Annotated in this window: 16 protein-coding genes; 7 read left to right on the top strand and 9 right to left on the bottom strand. The window is 62.0% G+C overall.

Going from position 1 to position 23322, the window contains the following annotated elements:
- Positions 1-196: 196 nt before the first annotated feature.
- The 9 genes from HZY77_RS16055 to pgi all read right to left on the bottom strand — a co-directional run bounded on the left by HZY77_RS16055 (position 197) and on the right by pgi (position 13493).
- Positions 197-2671: a glycogen/starch/alpha-glucan phosphorylase gene (locus tag HZY77_RS16055; protein ID WP_296816962.1), complete on the bottom strand. Its 2475-nt coding sequence runs from the start codon at positions 2669-2671 to the stop codon at positions 197-199.
- 17 nt (positions 2672-2688) lie between these two features.
- A complete protein-coding gene (glgA, locus tag HZY77_RS16050) occupies positions 2689-4146 on the bottom strand; it encodes a glycogen synthase GlgA (protein WP_296816959.1) in 1458 nt (485 codons plus the stop codon).
- Positions 4147-4195: 49 nt separating this feature from the next.
- Entirely contained in the window at positions 4196-6412 is a 2217-nt protein-coding gene (glgB, locus tag HZY77_RS16045; RefSeq protein ID WP_296816956.1) for a 1,4-alpha-glucan branching protein GlgB, read from the bottom strand.
- Entirely contained in the window at positions 6409-7269 is an 861-nt protein-coding gene (gene malQ / locus HZY77_RS16040) for a 4-alpha-glucanotransferase (RefSeq protein ID WP_296816952.1), read from the bottom strand. The genes glgB and malQ overlap by 4 nt, the downstream gene beginning before the upstream one ends.
- Entirely contained in the window at positions 7179-7760 is a 582-nt protein-coding gene (locus HZY77_RS16035; protein WP_296816949.1) for a 4-alpha-glucanotransferase, read from the bottom strand. The genes malQ and HZY77_RS16035 overlap by 91 nt, the downstream gene beginning before the upstream one ends.
- Positions 7757-9490 (bottom strand): glycoside hydrolase family 57 protein, encoded by a 1734-nt coding sequence (locus tag HZY77_RS16030; RefSeq protein WP_296816945.1) that lies wholly within the window; start codon positions 9488-9490, stop codon positions 7757-7759. The genes HZY77_RS16035 and HZY77_RS16030 overlap by 4 nt, the downstream gene beginning before the upstream one ends.
- Complete coding sequence (glgC, locus tag HZY77_RS16025) at positions 9474-10793, bottom strand: glucose-1-phosphate adenylyltransferase (RefSeq protein WP_296632996.1); 1320 nt, start codon at positions 10791-10793, stop codon at positions 9474-9476. Before glgC ends, HZY77_RS16030 begins: the two co-directional genes overlap by 17 nt.
- Before the next feature lie 14 nt (positions 10794-10807).
- Positions 10808-11818 carry an ROK family protein gene (locus HZY77_RS16020; RefSeq protein ID WP_296816942.1) on the bottom strand — a complete coding sequence of 337 codons (1011 nt, stop codon included), beginning with the start codon at positions 11816-11818 and terminating at the stop codon, positions 10808-10810.
- A 7-nt stretch (positions 11819-11825) separates the two neighbouring features.
- Positions 11826-13493 (bottom strand): glucose-6-phosphate isomerase, encoded by a 1668-nt coding sequence (gene pgi / locus HZY77_RS16015; RefSeq protein WP_296816939.1) that lies wholly within the window; start codon positions 13491-13493, stop codon positions 11826-11828.
- Between the two features lie 425 nt (positions 13494-13918).
- On the opposite strand from pgi, the gene HZY77_RS16010 reads away from it, so the two are divergent.
- The 7 genes from HZY77_RS16010 (at position 13919) to HZY77_RS15980 (ending at position 23279) form a co-directional block, all read left to right on the top strand.
- Positions 13919-14902, top strand: a complete 984-nt coding sequence (locus tag HZY77_RS16010) for an NAD-dependent epimerase/dehydratase family protein (RefSeq protein WP_296816936.1) — start codon at positions 13919-13921, stop codon at positions 14900-14902.
- A 12-nt stretch (positions 14903-14914) separates the two neighbouring features.
- Positions 14915-16306 (top strand): glycosyltransferase family 2 protein, encoded by a 1392-nt coding sequence (locus HZY77_RS16005; protein WP_296816933.1) that lies wholly within the window; start codon positions 14915-14917, stop codon positions 16304-16306.
- On the top strand, positions 16303-18624 hold the full coding sequence (locus HZY77_RS16000; RefSeq protein WP_296816930.1) for a tetratricopeptide repeat protein: 2322 nt from the start codon (positions 16303-16305) through the stop codon (positions 18622-18624). The genes HZY77_RS16005 and HZY77_RS16000 overlap by 4 nt, the downstream gene beginning before the upstream one ends.
- Before the next feature lie 128 nt (positions 18625-18752).
- Positions 18753-19628, top strand: coding sequence for a polysaccharide deacetylase family protein (locus HZY77_RS15995; protein WP_296816928.1), 876 nt, complete (start codon positions 18753-18755; stop codon positions 19626-19628).
- A gap of 1 nt (position 19629) precedes the next feature.
- On the top strand, positions 19630-20676 hold the full coding sequence (locus HZY77_RS15990) for an endo-1,4-beta-xylanase (RefSeq protein WP_296816924.1): 1047 nt from the start codon (positions 19630-19632) through the stop codon (positions 20674-20676).
- 418 nt (positions 20677-21094) lie between these two features.
- Positions 21095-21469 (top strand): DUF805 domain-containing protein, encoded by a 375-nt coding sequence (locus tag HZY77_RS15985; protein ID WP_296816920.1) that lies wholly within the window; start codon positions 21095-21097, stop codon positions 21467-21469.
- A 190-nt stretch (positions 21470-21659) separates the two neighbouring features.
- Positions 21660-23279 carry a rhomboid family intramembrane serine protease gene (locus tag HZY77_RS15980; RefSeq protein ID WP_296816917.1) on the top strand — a complete coding sequence of 540 codons (1620 nt, stop codon included), beginning with the start codon at positions 21660-21662 and terminating at the stop codon, positions 23277-23279.
- Positions 23280-23322 lie beyond the last annotated feature (43 nt).

The raw sequence follows: 23322 nt of genomic DNA, 5'->3' as shown, positions 1-23322 counted from the left end.
CACAAATTCGGCCCCCATGAATGGCCGCTTCGGCCGAGCACAGGTCAGTGCTCTTGAACGGCAGCTGTAATTTGTCACCGGTCCCTCTGGCCAACACAGAACGAAAGACAGCAACGGGTCGGTAGACGTCACTCAGCACACACCAACCCTCCCTGCCCCGTACAGTCCCGCCCCGCCCATTGCGCGGCTGCCGATCCTACGTCAGCTTCCAGATATCCGCGTTGTACTCCTGCATGGTGCGGTCGGTCGAGAAGAATCCGCTCGACGCCGTGTTGAGGATACTCATGCGCGTCCAGCGCGCTTCGTCCCGCCAAGCCTGGTCCACCCGTTCCTGCGCGTCGACATACGTCCGGAAATCCGCCAGCACCATCCAGGGATCGTTCGGACTCATCATGGCCCCGATGATCATGTCGAAGATGCCTGGTTCGCAGGGATTGAAATGGCCGGAGATGAGCAGGTCGATCACCTGGCGCAAGGCCGGGTCGCGCTCCATGTAGGACAACGGCTGGTAGCGGCCTCGCAGCGCTTCGACTTCGTCGGCGCGCAGGCCGAACAGGAAGAAGTTGTCCTCGCCCACGGCATCGAGAATCTCGATATTCGCCCCGTCGTAGGTGCCGATGGTGACGGCGCCGTTCATCATGAATTTCATGTTGCCGGTACCGGAGGCTTCCTTGCCCGCAGTGGAAATCTGCTCCGATAGGTCGGTGGCCGGCGCGATGATTTCCATGCTGCTCACCCGGTAGTTGGGCAGGAAGGCCACCTTGAGTCGGTCATTGACGTCGGGATCGTTGTTGACCACGCCGGCCACACTATTGATCAGCTTGATGATGCGCTTGGCCATCACATAACCCGGTGCGGCCTTGCCGCCGATCAGGACGCAACGGTTGACCGAGCCCTCCAGGTGCCCGTTCTTGATGCGGTTGTAGAGATGGATCACATGCAACACGTTGAGCAGTTGGCGCTTGTATTCATGGATGCGCTTGACCTGTACGTCGAATAGGGCGGACGGGTCGAACGTCACGCCGCATTCGGCCTCGACCAGCGCCGCAAGCCGCACCTTGTTGGCACGTTTCGCGGCACGCCATTCGGCATGGAACGCCTCGTTTCCGCTCGCCGCCAGGGGCTTCAGCCTGGCCAGGTGCGACAGTTCGGCAATCCAGTCTTCGCCGATTTTCGAACTGATCAGCGCCGTCATGTCGGGGTTCGCATGCGCTACCCAGCGGCGCGGCGTGACGCCATTGGTCTTGTTGTTGAACTTGTTCGGCCAGAGTTCGACGAAATCGCGGAACAGCCCTTCCTTCAGCAGGCGCGAATGCAGCGCCGCCACGCCGTTGATCGAGAAGCTGCCGACGATGGCCAGCCACGCCATGCGTATCTGGCGTACCGGTTCTTCCTCGATGATCGACATGCGGCGCTGGCGGTCGATGTCGCCTGGCCATTTGATCGCCACCTGGCGCAGAAAGCGGGCGTTGATTTCGTAGATGATTTCCAGCGGGCGCGGCAGCAGGCGCTCGAACAACGCCACCGGCCAACGCTCCAGCGCCTCGGGCAGCAGCGTGTGGTTAGTATAGGCCATGCACCGCGAGGTGATCGCCCAAGCTTCATCCCATTGCAGCCGTTCGTCGTCGAGCAGCAGACGCATGAGTTCAGCCACCGCGATAGTGGGGTGCGTGTCATTCATCTGGAAGACATTGTGCTCGGCGAATTTCATCAGATCGTTGTTGCCGGCCGCGCGCCACTGGCGCAGCGCATCCTGCAGGCTGGCCGACGCCAGAAAATACTGCTGGCGCAGGCGCAGTTCCTTGCCGTTTTCGCTGCTGTCGTTCGGATACAGCACCATAGAGATGTGCTCGGCGTGATTCTTCGCCTGCACCGCCTCGGAGTAGCTTCCGGCGTTGAATTCGTTGAGGTCGAACACGTCGGTGGCGGCGGATTTCCACAAACGCAGCGTGTTCACCGCATGATTGCGGTAGCCCGAGATCGGCATGTCGTANGGAATCGCCAGCACGTCGCTGGTATCCGCCCAGCGCGTGCGGGGAATCCCTGCCTTGTCGTGGAAATGCTCGGTGTGCCCGCCGAACGGCACGCGGCAGGTGAATTCGGAGCGCTCGACCTCCCACGGATTGCCGTCGCGCAGCCAGTGGTCGGGTTCCTCGACCTGATAGCCGTTTTCGATATCCTGGCGGAACATGCCGTATTCGTAATGAATGCCATAGCCCATCACTGGCAGGTTCAGGGTGGCGCAGCTGTCCATGAAGCAGGCAGCCAGCCGGCCCAGGCCGCCATTCCCCAGCCCGGCGTCGGTTTCTTCCTCCGCCACGGCCTCGAGCGTCTGGCCGAAGCTCTGCAGCGCTTCGCGCGAGGCTGTGTCCAGGCCCAGATTGAGCACGTGGTTGGACAGCGCGCGGCCGATCAGGAATTCAAGCGAAAGATAATACGCGCGGCGCTTGCCGGGCTGGTCGCGCTCGGCATAGGTGTTCATCCAGTCCGACATGAGACGGTCACGCAGCGTCCAGGCCAGCGCATGATAGGTATAGACGGTGGGACAGCCATGGAACCGCCCCAGATGATAAAACTGGTAACGCTGGAAATCCTCGGTCAGCGCCTCGCTGCTGTCGGGCAATTGCTTGAGGGCGACGCGGCTGGGAGAGACAGGTTTCTCGTCTGGCATGGTGGTTCCCGCTGAGTTCAAGTGGAATAGAGTGCGAGGTAATGGCCGGCGCTATCCGCCCAGTCGAACGACTGGCGCATGCCATTCTGCTGCAGGCGGCGCCATTGCGTGGGCTGGCGATACAGGTCGAGCGCACGCCGAATGGCCTGCAGAAANGCCGCCAGTTCCGGCACGTCGAACACGAAGCCGGTGGCACTGCCGACTGCCAGATTCTCCGCATCGGCGTCGACCACCGTGTCGGCCAGGCCGCCGGTCTTGAAGACGATGGGCGGCGTGCCATATCGCAGGCTGTACATCTGGTTGAGTCCGCACGGTTCGAAGCGGGACGGCATCAGGAACAGGTCGGCGCCCGCTTCGATGTGATGAGCCAGTGCCTCATCGTAGCCGATCTCGACGAATACACGCTCGGGATGCTGCTTGGCCAGGCGCGTAAGCTTATGCTCGTATGCAGCCTGGCCACTGCCGAGCAGCACGAAGCGCACATCGGTCTCGGCCAACAGCACCGGGATCGCCGCCAGCACCCAATCGATCCCCTTCTGCTCGACCAGCCGCCCCACCAGTCCAAGCAGCGGCGCCTGCATCGCGTCGTCACCGGCGCGCGGCAGGAAACGCTCGATCAGTGCCTGCTTGTTGCGCCGCTTGCCGGGCAGAATGCGGCTCATCGAATAATGCGCGGGCAGGTGCGGATCGGTGGACGGGTTCCATATCCGGGTATCGATTCCGTTGAGAATCCCATGCAGCTTGTATTGCCGGGAAAGCAGCAGTCCGTCGAGTCCGTAGCCGAATGCCGGCGTGCAGATTTCTGCGGCATAGGTGGGACTCACGGTGGTGACGGCATCGGCGTAGACGATGCCCGCCTTCAGCATGGACAGGCCACCGTGGAATTCCACGCCCTCGGACGACCACCATGGGCCGGGGAGCTGCAGGCGGACAAAATCGGTATGTGAAAANTAGCCGCCATAGGCCAGATTGTGGATGGTGAACACGGTCTTCGGACGTCCCGGCTGGTCGGCCAGAAACGCCGCCACCAGCCCGGTCTGCCAGTCGTGCGTGTGCACCACCGCGGGCTGCCACCCGATATCGAGCGCATCCTGCGCCAGCAGTGCGGCCACCCGCGCGAACACCGCGAAGCGCTCGGCGTTGTCCGGCCAGTCCTGGCCGTTGGCGTTGACATAGGGATTGCCCGGGCGGTCGAACAAGGGCGGACAGTCGATCACCCAGAGCGGAAACGCAAAATCGGGGTGGCGCGTTTCCAGGATGCGCGCACTGACGATGCCTTCGGCACCGCGCACGCCGAGCCAGCCGAGAATGCGCACCTGGTCGAGCTGGCGCAACAGCGCCCGGTAGCCCGGCAGAACCAGGCGGATATCGGCGCCGCGCGCCTGCAAGGCATGCGGCAGGCTGTAGACCACATCGCCCAGCCCGCCGGTTTTCACCAGCGGGTAGGCCTCGCTGGCGACAAACAGGATTTTCATTGCTCCGCGTTTCATTATTGGTTTTTGTCCCTAATTTTATTGGGTCGAATCAACTGCAGGGTTTGAGAAAGATCGCCCCCAGCGGCGGCAGCGTCACTTCGACGGAATGGTCGAACCCCATCCAGGGCAGATTCTGCGGGTGCAGCGGCTGGCCGTTGCCGAGGTTGCTGCCGCCGTAATACATCGAGTCGGTGTTCAGCACCTCGCACCATGCGGTGCCCGACGGCACGCCGATGCGATAGCCCCGACGCGGTACCGGCGTGAAATTGAGCAGCACCACCATCTGTGCGGACGCATCCCGCCCCTGCCGCACAAGGCTCAACACCGACTGGTCGGCGTCGTGGCAATCGATCCAGCGGAATCCACGCGGATCGAAGTCGAATTCATGCAATGCCGCCTCGCTGCGATAGAGCCGGTTCAGATCGCGCAGCAGCGCGCGGATGCTGTCGTGCGCGGGAAACTCGAGCAGCACCCAGTCGAGCTGGCCGGCTTCCTTCCATTCGTTCCATTGGCCGAACTCGCTGCCCATGAACAGCAGCTTCTTGCCCGGATGCGCGTAGTGCCAGGCGTAGAACAGCCGCAGGTTGGCAAAGCGCTGCCAGGTGTCGCCCGGCATCTTGTCGAGCATGCTTTTCTTCATGTGCACCACTTCGTCATGCGACAGCGGCAGCACGAAGTTCTCGGTCCACGCATACATCTGGCTGAAGGTCAGCTGGTTGTGCTGGTACTTGCGGTAGATCGGCTCCTTCTCGATGTAGTCGAGGCTGTCGTTCATCCAGCCCATATTCCATTTCATCGAGAAGCCCAGTCCGCCAAGTTCGACCGGACGCGATACCGCCGGCCACGCGGTCGACTCCTCGGCGATGGTCAGCACGCCGGGGAAGCGGGCGTGCACTTCGGTATTCATCTCGCGCAGGAAGTGCACCGCCTCGATGTTCTCGCGCCCGCCATACTGGTTCGGCAGCCATTCGCCCGGCTGCCGCGAATAGTCCAGATACAGCATCGAGGCGACCGCATCGACGCGCAGGCCGTCGATGTGGAATTCGTCCAGCCAGTAGAGCGCATTGGCCACCAGAAAATTGCGCACTTCGTTGCGGCCGAAGTCGAACACCAGCGTCCCCCACTCCTGATGCTCGCCGCGGCGCGGATCGGCGTGCTCATAGACCGGCTCGCCGGTGAAACGCGCCAGCGCGAAATCATCCTTCGGAAAGTGTGCGGGCACCCAGTCGAGCAGCACACCGATGCCGGCCTGGTGGCAGGCATCGACGAAGGCACGGAAGTCGTCGGGCGAGCCGAAGCGTGCAGTCGGCGCGTAATAACCCGACACCTGGTAGCCCCACGAGGCATCGAGCGGATGCTCGGCCACCGGCAGAAGCTCGATGTGCGTGTAGCCGAGGTCCAGCACGTAGGGGATCAGCTCGGTCACGAGCTCGCCCCAGGTATAAAAGTTGCCGTCGGCATGCCGCCGCCAGGAGCCGGGGTGCAGTTCGTAGATGCTGACCGGGCTGTGCTGCCAGTCGAATCGGGCCCGGGCCTCCATCCAGCCGCCGTCGCCCCATGCGTATGGCGTGTCGTCGGGCACGCGGCTGGTGGTCTCGGGACGCAGGAACATGCGCCGCGCATAGGGATCGGTCTTGGTCACCAGCTGGCCGTGGCTGCCGAGAATTTCGAACTTGTAGGCGTGACCGGCATCCAGGCCGGGGATGAACAGCTCCCATACGCCGGACACGCCGCGGCAGCGCATCGGATGGCGGCGGCCGTCCCACGCATTGAAATCGCCAACCACGCTGACGCGCTGCACGGCCGGCGCCCATACCGCAAACAGGCAACCGTCGACGCCGTCGATGGTCTTCATCCGCGCGCCCAGCACCTTCCAGATTTCCAGGTGCCGTCCTTCGCCGAACAGATGCAGATCCATTTCGCCCAGTTGCGCGTCGAAGGTATACGGGCATTGCGTGGTATGCCAGTCGCCCCGCCCTTTGTCCTGCCAGCGCAGCAGCGGATGCCTCTCGCTTGTGCTGTCGTGCGGCAGGAGCAGTTCGAAGCAGTCTGTACCCGCCACGCGCGTCATCCGAGCGCCGGTCGCCGCGAGTTCGACGGCCTCGGCTGCCGGAAGGAAGGCTCGGATCAGGATACGCCCGTCAGGCTGCGGATGCAGCCCCAGCACTTCGAACGGGTCGTGGTGCGTACCGGCCTGAACCCGCATGATCGGTGTGCTGACGACGGGCAGGGACGCGCCCGCCAACGGTTGAAGTGATGCATTCATGGCGTGGACTGACTCTCGCATCGATTGGCTTTCTGTAATTGTTGTCGCAAACGGGGCGCCAGGTCCGGCGCCAGCGCATTCCATTCAAACCGCCAGGCCCAGTTGCCGCTGTCCGTGCCGGGCGTATTCATGCGCGCCTCGCTGCCGAGGTGCAGTACATCCTGGAGTGGCAGCATCGCCAGGGCGGCACGACTTTCCAGCACCGTGGCCATCATCGCGTCCAGGACTGTATCGGGATCCGAAACGCCCAGCCGCTGCATGACCTCGGACCGGACATGATCGGGCAGCGTGCGCCACCAGCCCAGCGTGGTGTCGTTGTCGTGCGTACCGGTGTAATAAACCGTATCGGGCTGTACATTCTCGGGCTTGTGCGGGTTGTCGGCATGGGCGTCGAATGCGAACTGCAGCACGGACATGCCGGGCAGCCCGAACTGGTGTCTCAACGCGGTCACGTCCGGCGTGATGATGCCGAGATCCTCGGCCACCAGCGGCAAGTCCCGCATTTCAGCACTGATTGCCTGCAGCAGCGCCGCGCCAGGAGTCGCACGCCACTCGCCATGAATGGCGGTCGGTTCGCTGGCCGGAATCGTCCAGGCCGCGCACAGCCCGCGGAAATGGTCGATACGAACCAGATCGAACCACTCGAAATGGGCACGCAGCCGAGCCCGCCACCAGGCGAAATCGTCGGCCTGCATCACGTCCCAGTTGTAATGCGGATTGCCCCAGCGCTGCCCCGTTTCGGAAAAATAATCCGGCGGCACCCCGGTCACCACGGTGGGATGTCCCGTTTCATCCAGCAGAAACAGATGCCGCTGGGCCCACACGTCGGCACTGTCGTGCGCAACGAAGATCGGCATGTCACCGAACATCCGGATACCGCGCTCCGCTGCCGCCGCACGGATGGTCTGCCCCGCACGGCGGACCGATACTGCTCAGCCATGACGGCCTTCAATGCATCGGCATGACTGATGTCGAACGCGGACAGCGTCTGCGCATCGCGATCGCGCAGTTCACGCGGCCAATCGGTCCAGGGAGCGCCGCCCTGCTCCTGTTTGATCACCATGAAGCGCGCATAATCGTCCAGCCAGTGGTGCTGTTTCTTGCGCCAACTGGAGAAACCGCGCATGTCGGCGCGCGCTCCGGGAAACAGCGCAGGATTGACCGCAAACGCCGAGGCGCACTGGTAGGGAGACAATCCGGACAGCGGAATGCCGAGCGGCAGCATCTGCCATACCGTGATGCCGGCTGCCTGCAGGAAATCCAGCCAGCGCTCGACGTCTTCCAGCGTGCAGGATGGCAGAGACGTCGGGTGCAACAGAATGCCGGCGCGGCGCGTATTGAAATTCATCCGGCATTCCTGCGCATGGTGCCGGCGTTTTCCGCCCAGCCGCCGCCGCTCGACAGCGGCACATCCAGCAGGGCCGGCGGCGCGACGCCCAGCAGCCGATACAACTCGCGCAGCTGGGTTCGATACAGCTGCTCGAAATCGCTGACGCTGCTGGCCGGGTTGTAATCGCCGAACCACCAGAACCAGTCCGAACCTTCGCAGACGGCGAGCTGGCGGGTCGCCAGCGCCAATTGATCGGCATTCAGTTTCCCGGTTGCCACCACGCTGTCGTAGGCCTGCTTGGCGGCAACCAGATAATCCCAGCCGCGGTTCTTGTCGTCCGATCCGATCCAGGTCGAAAAGCTGCCATATACCCAGCTGCCGGCCGCCAGCCGCTTCATTGGCTTCGGCGGGATATGCGCGACCTGTTCGGCAAAGGTTCCGACCTTGAGCGTGGGATGATTCGACAGCGCCGCATAAAGGGAATTGAGGAAATGGTGGCCATTGTCGGGGTAATACTCCCAGGCATTCTCGCCGTCGAGAATGACCGAGACGACATGCCGGTTCGCATCCTTGCCGAAAAAGGTGGCGATATTCTCCAGGTGCTGAACGAAGTCGCCCACCGCGTCGTCGGCGTGCCAGTCGCTGTACTTGAAGCCGATCAGATCCGACAGGCCGTCGTCGCGAAAGAAAACCCGCGTCTTGAAGCCATCGACCTGGGCGGGNGAGAACAGCGCACGCTTGGTTTGCGTCTGCTCGGGCGGGCAGCCCGACTTGTCGCAGCTGCTGCGCCATACGCCCTCGCCCGACGCCGTCCAGGCAAAATTCATCTTGTCGAGCTGGGCCAGCGCATCCTCGCTAACGCCGCCTTCCGACAGCCACACGCCGGCTGGCTTCATGCCGAAATAGCGCTCGAACACCTCGACACCATGCTGCAAATGCCAGCGCGAACGCTCCGCCCCGCCCGGATAACCGGGCGCATCGGGAACAGGGGCGTCGGGCATCGCATCGCGCAGGTTGGAGAAATCGTTCAGCAGGGGCACGATGGGGTGGCCGTATGGCGTCATCGACAACTCGATCTGGCCGCGTTGGGCAAGCGCGCGATAGCGCGGAATCAGTCCGGCGATGCAGTGCTGCATCAGGTGCAACAGTTCGTGGCGATCCGCTGCCGAATAATGCTTTTCCTGCGCCATCAAGCGCCGTACCAGCGGCAGCTGTCTGAGCGAATGCCCCAGCCAGACGAGGTGGTACCAGGTCAGCAGATCGAGGAAATACTGCTCGGATAAATAGCCCATCAGCCAGGGAAGTCCGGCGCTGTCGCCGCTCGTCTCGTCAGCCACGCCGATCATGCTCAACAGACGATGGAAGGCAGGGTATGGGTGGATCATGCGCGTCGCGTTGCAGCGCTGGCAATCCCGCACGATGCGCAAACGGCTGGTGGCATCGGACGGAATGCGTTCGACCCCGGACAGCAGGTTGAGCATGTGGTCCTGGGTGGGTTTGCCGTGCTTCAGCAGCACGTCGAGCTGCTGGGCATAATCGTCAAGCTGCTCCAGCAGCACCGGCGCAAAGTTGACTACCGTACGCATCGCCGGGTAGCGCTCCAGATGCGCGGCCATGTCGCTGTAATCCTTGATGCCGTGCAGGTACACCCAGGGCAGATGGTAGGCGCCCTTGAGGCCCTCCCGGTAATACGGCTGGTGCATGTGCCAGCACAGCACCACATTGAGCGATTTAGCCGTCGTAGTCATTCTGCAGTCTCGCGTAAAGGTTCTGGCCGAGCATCGCGGGCGTCACCAGCACGATGCCCTCGGGCGTGACGTGGAAGCGCTTGGCGTCTTCCACCAGGTCCTCGCCGATGACCATTCCGTCGGGAATGACCGTCCCCTTGTCGATGATGGCGCGGGTGATGCGGCAATTGCTGCCGATCGAGACCTTGGGCAGGATCACGCTGTCCTTGATGAGGCTGTAGCTTTCCACCGTGGTGGCGAAAAACAGCACCGAACGCTTGACCCGCGCGCCCGACAGGATGCAGCCGCCGGCGATCAGCGAATCGATCGCTTCGCCACGCCGCCCTTCATCGTCGAAAATGAATTTCGCGGGNGGATATTGCGGCTGGTAGGTCCAGATCGGCCAGTCGCGGTTGTACAGGTTGAGTTCCGGCTCGATCGAGCACAATTCCATGTTGGTCTGCCAGTAGGAAAACAGCGTCCCCACATCGCGCCAGTAGGCAGGCTCGCCATTCCTGTCGCGGAAAGGAAAGGCCATGGCGCGGGCTTCGCCGATGTTGGCGGGAATGATGTCCTTGCCGAAATCGTGGCTGGAGCTGGTTTTGCCCGCATCCTCGATCAGCGTCTTGTAGAGGAAATCCTTGGAAAAGATATAGATGCCCATCGATACCAGGGCTGTCCCGGGTTTTCCGGGAATACAGTCGGGATCCTTGGGTTTTTCGGTGAAGCGGGTGATGCGCATCTCTTCGTCGACCGACATCACGCCGAATCCGCTGGCTTCGGCAGCCGGCACCTCGATGCTGCCGACGGTGAAATCCGCGCCGGTCTGCACGTGATACAGCAGCATCTCCGAATAATCCATGGTGTAGACATGATCGCCGCCAAGCACCAGCACGTATTCCGGGTGATGGCGCTGCATGATGTCGATGTTCTGGAACAGCGCGTCGGCCGTCCCCTGGTACCACTCCTTCTTGTGGGTACGCTGCTGCGCGGGCAGGATCTCGACGAACTCCCCGATCTCGGCACGCATGAAGCCCCAGGCACGCTGCAGATGCCGGATCAGCGAGTGGGACTTGTACTGCGTGAGCACGCCGATGCGGAGAATCCCGGAGTTGACGCAGTTGGACAACGGGAAGTCGATGATGCGGTATTTGCCGCCGATCGGGACGGCCGGCTTGGCGCGCCAGGCGGTCAGGTCCTTCAGCCGCGAACCCTCCCCGCCCGCCAGCACGAGCGCCAGCGTCTTGCGGGTGAGATCGGTCACCATTTTCGGTTCGGTGTAATAGCGGTAAAGGCGTTCCTGTTCGGCCTTGGAAAGAGTCATGAACTGCTCCTCGTCTATCTCGTTATTGATTGCTGGACGGGACGGGGATGCTGTCCACGAGACATGGCCTGCCCCACTGCAAGCGCCCCCGCCACGCCCAGCCTGCTGCTGGTAACCAGAAAAATCGGTGTACGCTCAACCACACTGCGCATGCGTCCCTTGGCAACGGCGGCTTCCATGAAGCGGGCGGACTGCATCCGCATGCGCAAATGCGCACTCACCCCGCCCGCAATATACAGGCCGCCATGCGGCCGATACAGCAATGCCACGTTGCCCACCCACGCACCGTACAAGTCGACAAANAGATCCAGTGCGGCTTCGGCGGCGGCATCGCCCGATTCGGCGCGCACGGCAAGCTCGGCACCGTCCACCACGCCATCGGGCAACGGCCGTTCATGCTCGATGCAGCAAAAGCGGTATAGATCGTTCATGGCCGAACCCGATGCCACGCGCTCCCAGGACACATGACCGTATTCTTCACGCAAGCGTTCCAGAAGCCGCACCTGAATCGGGCTGGCCGGCGCAAAGTCGATATGTCCGCCCTCGGTCGCAAACGTCCGGTAGTGCCCGCTGTCGTCCGCCAGCATGAAAGCGAGGCCGAGCCCCGTCCCCGCGCCCGTGACGACGCGCACGCCGCCTGGCTCGGCCGGCTGCGAATTGAGCGCGACCCGGTCGGCCGTCGACAGGGCGGCCACTCCCGTGGCAGCCGCTTGAAAATCATTGATGAGTTGAACCTCGGCGATACCCAGCACAGCCTGCAGCGAGCCTGCAGCGACCGTCCAGCCAAGGTTGGTCAGGCGCACCTGCTGCGCATGCAGCGGCCCTGGCAGCGCCAGGACCAGCCGATCCGGCCGGGACATATCCTGTGAATCGGCGATGAACTGCCGCAACAAGGCTTCCGCAGACGCAAAATCGGCACTGGCATACACCCGTTCGAAGCGCAGGCGCATCGCACCGTCCGCCTCGCCGGTCGTCCAGGCCAGCCAGCTTTTGGTTCCGCCAATATCGCCTGCAATCAACTCCATCTTCGAACTATAGGCCAGTGCGCGGATGACTCATGCGGCGATAGTAATTGATCAGCGCGTTGGTCGAGGCATCATGCCCCGCCACCGGTGCGTCGGCATGCAACTCGGGCAGGATGCGACTGGCCAGCTGCTTGCCGAGTTCCACGCCCCACTGGTCATAGGAGTTGAGATTCCAGATCACGCCCTCCACGAAGATCTTGTGCTCGTACAGTGCGATCAGCATACCGAGCGCATGCGGCGTCAGCTTCTGCAACAGGATCGCGTTGCTGGGGTGGTTGCCGTCAAACACCTTGTGCGACACGAACTGCCCGGTCTGCGCCTGCGTCTCCTCACGCGTGCGGCCGCGCATCAGCGCCTCGGTCTGCGCGAGGAAGTTGGCGATCAGGATGTCGTGATGTTCCTGCAATTCGGTGTGCGATTCGACCGACACGATGAAATCGGCCGGAATGATCTTGGTCCCCTGATGCAGCAGCTGGTAGAACGCGTGCTGGCCATTGATGCCGGTGGCGCCCCAGACGATCGCGCCGGTGGGGTAGTCGACGATGTTGCCGTCGCGGTCGACCGATTTGCCGTTGCTTTCCATGTCGGCCTGCTCCAGGTAGGCCGGCAGGCTGCGCAGGTAATGGTCATACGGCAGGATCGCGTGCGACTCGGCACCGAAGAAGTTGTTGTACCACACGCCCAGCAGCGCCAGGATGACCGGCATGTTGGCAGCCAGAGGCGCATGGCGAAAATGCTCGTCCATGGCGTGGGCGCCCTCCAGTAACTCGACGAAGCGCTCTGCGCCCACCGCCAGCACGATCGACAGCCCGATCGCCGACCACAGCGAATAGCGTCCGCCCACCCAGTCCCAGAATTCGAACATGTTGGCGGGATCGATGCCGAAAGCGACGACCCCGTCGCGGTTGGTCGACACCGCCACGAAATGCCGTGCGATGTGCTTCTCTGCCTGCGACTGCGCCAGGAACCACGCACGCGCATAGTGTGCGTTGGTCATCGTCTCCTGCGTGGTGAAGGTCTTGGACGACACGATGAACAGCGTCGTTTCCGGATTCAACGTCTCCAGCGCCTCCTTCACATGCGCGCCGTCGATGTTGGAGATGAAATGCACCTTCAGACGCGGATGGCGGTACGGCTTCAGCGCCTGGTAGACCATTTGCGGCCCAAGATCAGAGCCACCGATGCCGATGTTGACGACATCGGTGATGCGCTCGCCGGTGTAGCCGCGCCACTCGCCGCTGCGCACCCGCTCGGCGAAGGCACCCATGCGCTCGATCACCGCGTTCACTCTGGGCATCACGTCTTCGCCGTCGACGACGACCGGATGATTGCTGCGGTTGCGCAGGGCCACATGCAGGACCGCGCGATTCTCGGTGTTGTTGATCTTGTCGCCGCTGAACATGCGGTCGCGCCAGCCGGCCACGTCCGCCTCTTCGGCCAGCCGAACCAGCAGACCCATGGTCTCGTCGGTGATGCGGTTCTTCGAATAATCCAGCAACAACTCGCCGACCTGCAACGAGAACCGCTCGAAGCGCGCCGGATCGATTGCGAACATGTCGCGCATATGGGCCGCCGCCATGATGGCCTGATGCGCTTTCAACTGAAGACAGACCGGGCGATGCAGCGGTCCCGTCACCTCATCCTGTTTCTCTTTCGCGAATACTGATGATGCCATGCAGTGTTTCTCCCTACCGGAATGGGCCACGCCATTTGGCTATGGCATTCGATGCCGCCCGATCGTCATCAAGCAACGGCTGTGCCACTGACGACAAGAAAAATGTCATCACTTGATTAACCATAGGAAAAATTGGTGATGGGCACATGACAGGCCAACATGCCGCCCCAAAAATACGCCCCGAATCCTAGATGTCGCCATAAGACAGGGACGAGCATGCACCCAAAAGGTGCCCTTGAAGCGATCTATCTATATGCGCACGGATTGGTACGCTCCTTGCTGCACCCTCAATAGGCACGATGCTGGCGGTCTGGCCTTCCAATAAAAAAGACAACTCATTGTTTTTACTGGGCCTTGATCGTGGACCGCACAGCCGTCCTGTTAATCGTTCGGCAGTGGATGCCGAAAACTCGGAGAGGTGGAACATGCATGTTTTGATCACGGGCGGCGCAGGATTCATCGGATCGCATCTGGCAGAGCACCATTTGTCGCTGGGCGACCAGGTCTATGTCGTCGACAATTTGAGTACGGGCTCGCTTACGAACATCGACCCCTTCCGCGGCAACCCTGCCTTCCGCTTTGCCGAGGCCGACATCCTGCATTGGAACGGCCTCGACAAAGCCGTCGCCTGGGCCGACCGCATCTACCACATGGCCGCGGTCGTCGGCGTANAANAGGTACTGGAGGACCCGGTGGCCGTGATGGCGACCAACATGACCGGCACCGAACGGATCCTGCACGTCATCCAGCAGGGCAGCTGGAACCCGCAGGTCATCATCGCCTCGACCTCGGAGGTGTATGGCTTCAACACCAGCAGCAGTTTCTCCGAGATCGACTACATCGTACTGCCCTCCGCCGGTCGCCTGCGCTGGGCCTATGCCGTGACCAAGCTGGCGGACGAGTTCCTCGCCTTCTCCTACGCCCGCAAATACGGCCTGAATATCGTGGTCGCGCGGCTGTTCAACACCATCGGTCCCAACCAGGTCGGTCATTACGGGATGGTGGTGCCCAGTTTCGTCAGACAGGCAGTCAACAACGAGCCGCTCACCATCTACGGCGAAGGCAACCAGACACGATCGTTCTGCGACGTACGCGACACCGTGGTGGCGCTGGATCGCCTCGCCGGCTGCCCGGCGGCCTGGGGCGAGGTGGTGAACGTCGGCAACGACCAGGAGATCTCCATCCACGACCTGGCCTCGCTGATCGTGCAACGCGCGCACAGCAGCTCGCCGCTGCACTACATCTCCTACAAGGATGCCTACGGCGAGGAGTTCGAGGACGTCACGCACCGGCGTCCGGTGCTCAACAAACTGCGGGCGCTCACCGGATTCGAACCGGAATGGAAGCTGAACGACACCCTTGACGACCTGATCGCGCGCGAATCCGAGAAGATCCGGCGCGTCGCCTAAATATAGACGCCCATGGCCACGACTCCTTATTTCATTCTCAGCCCGAACACGGTACTGAGCCTCATCGGCCTGGCCCACGGACCGGACAAGACCCTTCCCAACCCGGCCGAGGATTGGCGCGAGGCCACGGTCGATGTCGTGATCCCCGCCTTCAACGAGGAAAGCAACATCCCCCTGTGCCTGGCCGCGCTGGCGCGCCAGACCCGCAAGCCCACGCGCATCATCCTGATCGACGACGGCAGCCGCGATCGCACGGTCGAATATGCCCAGACCTTCTGTGCCCTCAACGGCATGGACCTGATCACGATCCGGCGCGCGCACTCGATCGGCAAGACGCCGACCCTGAAGCGCCAGTCACGCGAATTCGATTCCGACGTCGAATTCATTCTCGACGGCGACACCGTGCTGGAGTCGGACAACTACATCGACCGCGTGGTCGAGGAGCTCTACAAGGGTGCCGGCATCGCCAGTGCCTGCGGCACCGTGTTGCCGCTGCGCGACCGCGACCGCCACGCCATGCTGAAGACCGAGGCACTGCAAACCTTTCTCAAATCCCATCCCGAAGCCACCGTCTATCCCAAGGTGGGCTGGTTCCACCACCTGCAGCGCGGCATCACCAACATGTACCGCGACGTGCTGTATTACTTCCTGCAGAAATTCGTGTACCTGGGCCAGATAACCTTCTTCGGCAGCATCCTCAATCCGGTGGGATGCGCCGTGGCCTACCGCCGCAGCGTGCTGAAGACCATCGTGTTCGACCGGTATGAGCCGATCCTGGGCGATGACCTCACCAATTCGGAAGACATCTTCATCGGCTTCGCCATGAACGACAACGGCTACCGCAACATCCAGGTGACCGACGTCTACGCCCGCTCGCAGGAACCGGAAGTCGGCCGGGTGCCGGGGCAGATCTATCTGTGGTCCTCGTCCTTCCTGCAGAGCTGCTACTATTTCGACGACCTGATGCGCAGCCCGTTCAAGGCCTTCAAGCGCTACTGCCGCAAGAAGAAGGAAGCCGCCAAAGTGACAGGAAACCACGCCGACAAACGCGTGCATTTCGAACAGTACCGCCAGCCCTTTGGCGCCGACTACACGCGCAAATACGGCCGCCCGATCGGCTGGGTGCTGTTCATGTCGGCGTTCGAGAAAGTGGCGTTTCCGACCGCGCTCCTGATCATGATTCTGCTGCAGCTGTGGGAGCCGCTGGCGATCACACTCATTGCGGAAACCGCCGTCGGCACCAGCATCCTGGTCACGGTGGCCAAGGGACATCGACTGGAATATTTCTTCAAGAGCCTGCTGGTGATGCCGTTGCGTTATGCCGTGCTACTGTTCGATCTCATCACGGTCGGCCGCTTCGCCGCCGATCTGTGGATCTTCCGTAACCGGCGGTGGCGCAAATGAAATGGCTTCCGATCCTCGCTCTGGCCTGTCTCGCGGCGGCATCGCTGCCCGTGGCTGCGCAGCCCGTCCCCGACGCCGGCCTGCGTGCCGAGATGCAGGGTCAATGGACCGACGCAGTAGGCATCTATCAACGGGCGCTGGCAGCCAACCCGGCGCAGGCGAATTTGTGGGAACGCATCGCCGACATTCGCGCCACTCAGCTCAAGGATCCCGCCGGAGCCGCCGAAGCCCTGCGTGAGGCAACGCAATACGCGCCCATGGACGCCCGCCTCCACTACAAGCTTTCGCAGGCCTATGCCGTCATCCAGAAAGGTCCGAGCGCACTGGCCGCCATCGCGCAAGCCGTCGAGCTCGACCCGGGCAATCCGACCTACTTGCGCGCGCGTGGCGAAATCGCCCTGTGGACCGGCTATTACGCCGTGGCGACCGACAGCTTCGAACGCATCCTTGCCGCGACGCCCCAGGATGCCGATGCCCTGCTCGGTCTCGCCCGGGCCAACGCGCGCAGCGGCAAGAAGGACGCCGCCGTGCCGCGCTATCGCGCCTACCTGACGCAGCGCCCGCAGGACAAGGACGTGATGCTGGAGTACATGGAACTGGAAGCCGAGCGCGGCGACACCCAGGCCGTCCAGGAATACGACACGCTCTACCGCCAGCGCTTCGGCACGAGCAAGGAATACTGGCTGCGCATGGCCGATCTCTATGCGTTGGGCAACCATCCCGCGGCCGCGTCGTCCGCACTCAAGGAGGCGAGCCGCCTCGCCCCGCAGGATCATGCCCTGTTCTACCGCCTGGCACAGAGCTACTCCACTGACCAGGAAGCCGGCGAGGCAGCGGACGCCATCGAGCACGCGGTGGCGCTCGACCCGACCAACCTCGAGTACCTGCGCAGCCGCGCCGACATCGCCGCCTGGCGCAGCGACTACGGCACGGCGCTGGACAGCTACCGGCGCATCCTCGCGATCGCGCCGGACGATCCCGGCGCGCGCCTCGGCATCGCCCGCGTGCAGTACTGGCGCAACCAGCTTGACGACTCGGCACGCGCCTATCGCGACTATCTCTCCCGGCAGCCTGGCGTGGCAGCCGCATCGATGGAATACATCGTCGTCATCACCGAACTGGGCGACTACGCGCGTGCGATGGAACTGCTGGAAGATTACAAGACACGCTTCGGCGACAACCTCGCCTACCGCAAGCAGAAGGCGCGCGTGTTGGCCTGGGCGGAACGGCCGACGCCCACCCTCGGCCTCATCGCGGCGCTCGAGCCGGAACTGCGCGACGACTACGAACTGGGCTACACCCGCACCATCGCCTTGCATTACGCCCATCGCCCGCGCGAAGCGCTGGCGAGCCTTGCCGACGTCGCACGTCTGCGCCTGGACAGCAAGGAAACCGCCGACCTGACCCGCTTCATCTACACGCCGCAGCGGTCCAACGCCACTCTCAATCTGGGCTACGAGTCGGCCTCCGACAACATCACGCTCCGCCACGCCGGACTGGCGGGCGAATACGTGATCAACCCCGAAACCCGCCTGTTCGGCGGAACCGACCGCCAATCGATCAATACGAAAACCGGCAGCCCCTATGCCAGGCCGGACGGCGGCACCACCGTCGGCTACAACCGTGCCTGGCTGGGCGTCCAGCACCGCATTTCGCCCAGGCTGACGCTCGACGCGCAGGTCGGCGGCGGCACGGCCACGGGCGACAGCCGCTTCATCTACGAACTCGGCGCCGACCTGCAGCCGACGGACGAGCTGGCCCTGCGGCTGTCGCGCCGCCAGGACTTGTTTGCCGTGTCGCCCCGCGCCGCGGCGCTCGGCATCGAACGCCACGCCAACACCCTCGACGCGACCTGGACCNCCGACCTTCGCTATACCGTCGCCAGTCGCCTCGCCTACGACACCTTTTCCGACGGCAACGACCGCTGGGAGGCCGAGCTTGCACCGCGCCGAGCCATCCTGCGCACGCAGCGCCTGAACCTGGACCTCGGCGTAAGTGGCCGCTGGTTCGGTTTCGACCAGGACCCGGGCAACGGCTACTACGCCCCTTCCCTCTATCAACGCTACGCACTGACCGCCTTCACCTACTGGAAGATCAGCGACGACGACGGCGTGAGCGTGGCCATCAGCTACGGCCCCTACAAGGACAACACCCAATCCGGCTTCCGTAGCGGCGGCGACATCGTGGCGGAAGGCTTCTTCGGCCTGTACCGCGACTGGTTCCTCGACGTGAAGGCCGGCTTTTCCAGCTATGGCGGCGGCCCCACGGCGGGCTACCGCTCGCGCACGTTCGAACTCGGCCTGACGCGCCGTTTCTAAGTCGCGTCAGGCAAGGCGATCCTCTCCGGCATGCGTCGTTCCTGGGCAACATGACACGCTGGCTGCTTCTCCTTCTCTGCCTGCTCCCCTTCGCCGCGTCGGCCGCGCCGCTGCCGCCGGACCGCACGGTGGCGGTCACCTTCGACGATCTGCCCTTTGCCTCGGTTCCGACCGAGGACGACGGCTATCTCGAAGACATGACCACCCGCCTGCTGCACAGCCTGCAGGCCGATCACGTACCCGCGGTCGGTTTCGTCAACGAGTCGAAGCTGGCCCGCGACGGCGCCCCGGATGCGGTTCGGATCGGCCTGCTGCGCGCATGGCTCCGGGCTGGCTTCGAACTCGGCAACCACACGTTTTCGCACCTCTCGCTCAACCAGGTACCGCTCGACACGTTCGAGGCCGATCTGCTGCAGGGCGAAACCGTGGCCCGGCCCCTCATGCAGCGCGAAGGCAAGACCCTGCGCTGGTTCCGCCATCCGTTCCTGCATCAGGGGACAACTCCCGAAGTACGCGCGGCCTTCGGGGATTTCCTGGCGGCGCACGGCTATGTCGTGGCCCCCGTGACCGTGAACAGCCCGGAATGGGTGTTCGCCGCTGCGTATGCCCGGGCGCAGGCGCAAGGCGACGAGGACGCGGCACGCCGCATCGGCGCCGCCTACGTGCCCTACATGCAGACGGTGTTCGCGCAGGCCGAGCAGCTGGCGCTCGACCTGTTCGGCCGCCCGATCGCCCACGTGCTGGTGCTGCACGCCAATTCGCTCAACGCGGATCACTTCGACGCGCTCGCCGACATGCTCAGGCAGCGGGGCTACCGCTTCGTCACGCTGGACGACGCGCTCAAAGATCCCGCCTACACCTNCCCCCTGGGGACCAACGGCGCACAAGGCGAATCCTGGCTCGAAGGCTGGGCCCGTCAGGCCGGCCTGCGGCCGTNCCTGCCGCCGCCCGTCCCGGGCTTCGTCACGCAATGGGCCGGAGCCGCCGCCTTGCGCGGCTACTGACATGCCCTGGCGCATCACCCTCATGGCGATCACGGCCGCCGTCGCGTACACCACGGCCACCTTCGCCTTTGCCGCCGACGGCATGCGCAACCTGGCGCACACGGCCGGAATCCGCTTCGGCACCGCCGTGAACGTCGAGGCCCTGGGCACGGACGCCGCCTATTCCAAACTGCTGGCGCGCGAGTTCGACCTCGTCACGCCGGAGAACGCGATGAAATTCTCCGTCATCCAGCCCGAACGCGGCCGCTTCGACTTCACACAGGCGGATGCCCTCGTCGCATTCGCCGAAGCGCACGCCATGCAGGTGAACGGCCATGTGCTGGTGTGGGACCAGCAACTGCCGGACTGGCTGACGCAGGGCCATTTCAGCTCCGACGAACTGAAGGCCATCCTGCGCGAGCACATCCAGACCGTCGTCGCCCGCTATCGCGGACGCGTGGCCACATGGGACGTGGCGGCCGAAGCGGTCGACGAAGACGGCAAGCCGCGCGAGACCTTCTGGTCGCGCGGCATCGGCCCGGACTATCTGGCGCTGGCATTCCGCTGGGCGCACGCGGCCGACCCGCAGGCGCGTCTGCGCTACAACGACTATGGCGGCGAAGGCGCCGGCGCCAAATCGGACGGCATCTACACGCTGATGGCCGACCTGCGCACGCACCGCGTGCCGATCGATTCCGTGGGCCTGCAGATGCACGTGAGCCTGAACGACGCGCCACGCCCCGAGGACGTGCGCATCAACATGAAGCGCCTGGCCGCGCTCGGGCTGCAGACCGACATCACCGAAATGGACGTCATGCTGCCTCTGCCAGCGAGGCGCGCGGCTCTCAGGAAACAGGCTGTGCTGGATGGCGCCATGCTGCAGGCCTGCCTGGCCGTACCGCAGTGCCGCAGCTTCTCCACCTGGGGGACGACCGATCGTTATTCGTGGATACCGGAATTCTTTCCCGGCCAGGGTGCGGCGCTGCTATTCGATGCATCCGGTCATGCGAAACCCGCATACTGGAGCATCAAGCGCGCGCTGCTAACTAAGGCATCTCACAAGCGTTAAAAACCGCAGGCGGGTAAATCCGGGAGTACGAAACCCGAGGTTTCAGTATTCAAGCTTTCTTCCATGCTGTCTGGTTCTCGGCCTTAGCTGCCGATGGCGTTGACCCACTTAAACGACCGGTTTCGCGCAGATTCCTGACGCTGCGGATTTTGTCTCTCTTCCTAGGTCGTCACGGTTGATCTGATCACCCTATATACAACTAAAGTTGTATATGAATCTCTAAGCGGATCACACTAAAATTGCTGTCGCTTCAGTTTTCCGTCAGTGAAGGGAAGAAAAAGGCCCACTAGAGGCGAATCGCCAACAAACTAAATCTTCCCGTACGGAACAATCCTAAGGTAATTCGTGATGACAGTCTGCCGGACCCTGCGCAGCGGACTGTCCAAGACAACAAAGCGGGGAAGGGAGGCAGGAATCCATGGATTGGTATTTGATGGCATGGCAGAAGTATTTCGATTTCAGCGGCCGCTCGCGGCGCAAGAAATACTGGAAGTTTNTTCTGTTCAACCTAGGCATCGGCATAGCGCTCCTGGGTGCGGATCTACTCACAAGGTCATACGGTAAATCGGCCGGGATGGGGTTGCTGGGGGACTTTAATTCCCTGGCAACGCTGATCCCCAACCTCTCGATAACGGTGCGGCGGCTTCATGACATTGGGCGCAGCGCGCNNTGGTGGTTCTTTATCCTTCTTGTTCCCTTCATCGGAGCCATCGTGCTGCTTGTCTTCATGCTCCTCGATAGCAAGGAAGGCTCGAACGATTACGGCCCAAATCCAAAGCTGATCTCCATTTGATCCTGATGTGTCGGACTTGCAGCCCGACGCAAAGGGGACTCAACTTGAGGACATCGCCTAGCTTGCTGTTGAAGTTGACATTATTGATGTATTAAACCCATGAGGAAGTGCTGGTGAATTTCGATCAAACCTCGGAGAGCTTCCCCAAAAATACTACTCCTCCAAAAATAGCCATTTGGGCAAGGCACGAGTGAGCCTATGGCTCGGGGCGCTACTGGGGGTAGTGATCGTGGCTATTAGTGCCAAAGGAAACACAACTAACCTGCTCATTTCGCTGGCTATTTGGTCAATCATTTTCGTTCCGATTGATTTCATGATGCGCCGCAAGCTGAAGACTGATCAGCCCCACGTCGTATTGACCCTCGATGAGATCGAGTCGCCACTCTTCGGCGGGAAAATCAAGAAATTTCCCTGGGCAGAAGTTGCCAACTTATCGGTCAAATCGATCCAGAATTCCAGGCTTCTGGAACTTCAGTTATGCACAAATCCCGGCCGATCTGACAAACGTAATTTTTGGACGGGAAGAAATGACAGTCGCCCCACTATTCCTCTCAGTTCCTTTGCGTCGGAAGATCAGAAGAATATGGTGGATGCAATCAACGAATGTTTACAGCATTCTCGTGCTGCAAGAGGGCTATCGCACACCGAAGTTCAAAACCCATTGGCTGAAGAACAAGAATTTCAGGAACGTCTCAAGGCGTTTGCGCCCATTCCTTGGCTTACCTACCTGCTTGTTGCCGTCAATGTCACGGTGTGGATTTTTACGTTCCTGAACGGAGCGGGTTTCAATAATTCGCCTCCGGACAAATTAATAGGATGGGGAGGTAACGCAGCTTCCGAGGTTCAAAAAGGCGAATGGTGGCGCCTGCTCACGGCAATGTTTCTGCATAGCGGGTTTAACCACCTGCTCATGAACATGATTGGCCTGGTTAGCATAGGCATTACCGTAGAACGGATATATGGTCATCGCCTGTTTACCCTGATCTATTTTGGATCAGGCCTGATAGGCAGCGCCTTGAGCCTGAATTACGGTGCCCAGCATGTCGTATCTGTCGGCGCTTCTGGGGCGATATTCGGTATCGCGGGTGCAATGATGGTCGGTATGCACCAGCACAAGGACAAACTGCCTAAAACAATTGGAAAGCAATCCATCGGCGGTATCGCCATATTTATTGCTTTTAACCTGCTGAACGGCTTTGCGAAACAGGGCATTGATAATGCGGCCCACGTGGGAGGGCTAATAGGCGGATGCCTGCTCGCTTACCTTTTGCCAGAGCGTTTCGACATGGAACACTTTGTCCGACACTTTCAGCGCAAGGCAATTGCAGGTATCACCGTCGTATTTGTGGCAACTACCGGCTTGACTGCAATCGCACCGCGAGCCACCTTTGATCAGAGGAAAGCCGCTGATGGCCAAGCCGCATTCGTGCGGGGCATGGATGGATTTTTAGCTGCCGCCAAGGCTCTCCAGCAAGATCAACTGGATGTAAAGGCCGGCAAGGAGACTGAACGCGAGAGCGACGATAAAAGCAGGATGGTCTATGCGCCAATGTATAGAAAAGTGCTAATGGATTTATCCCGGGTATCCCTTCAGCCCAATGATCCACGCCTTCCTTTATTGCAGGATGCCAGACGCATGAGTGAACTAATTGCGGAATCATTGGAAATGCCGTCCATGTACAAGAACGGGAGCAATAAGCCAGAACCGGCTGACCCGGTTCGTGCGGAAGCTATCACCATGGAGTTGAAAAAGTTGAGTGCGCATTTTCAACAGGAAGTACAAAAAATAAACGCCAAGAAACCGCGCTAGGCACCCACCGAACGTGTAGGTGGAACGCTGAATATCCGTGACG

Origin of the sequence: Thiobacillus sp. (genome assembly GCF_013693775.1) — a bacterium.
Taxonomy (GTDB): Bacteria; Pseudomonadota; Gammaproteobacteria; order Burkholderiales; family Thiobacillaceae; genus Thiobacillus.
The sequence above is the reverse complement of the archived record's forward strand: the minus strand, read 5'-3'. Positions and strand labels throughout refer to the sequence as shown.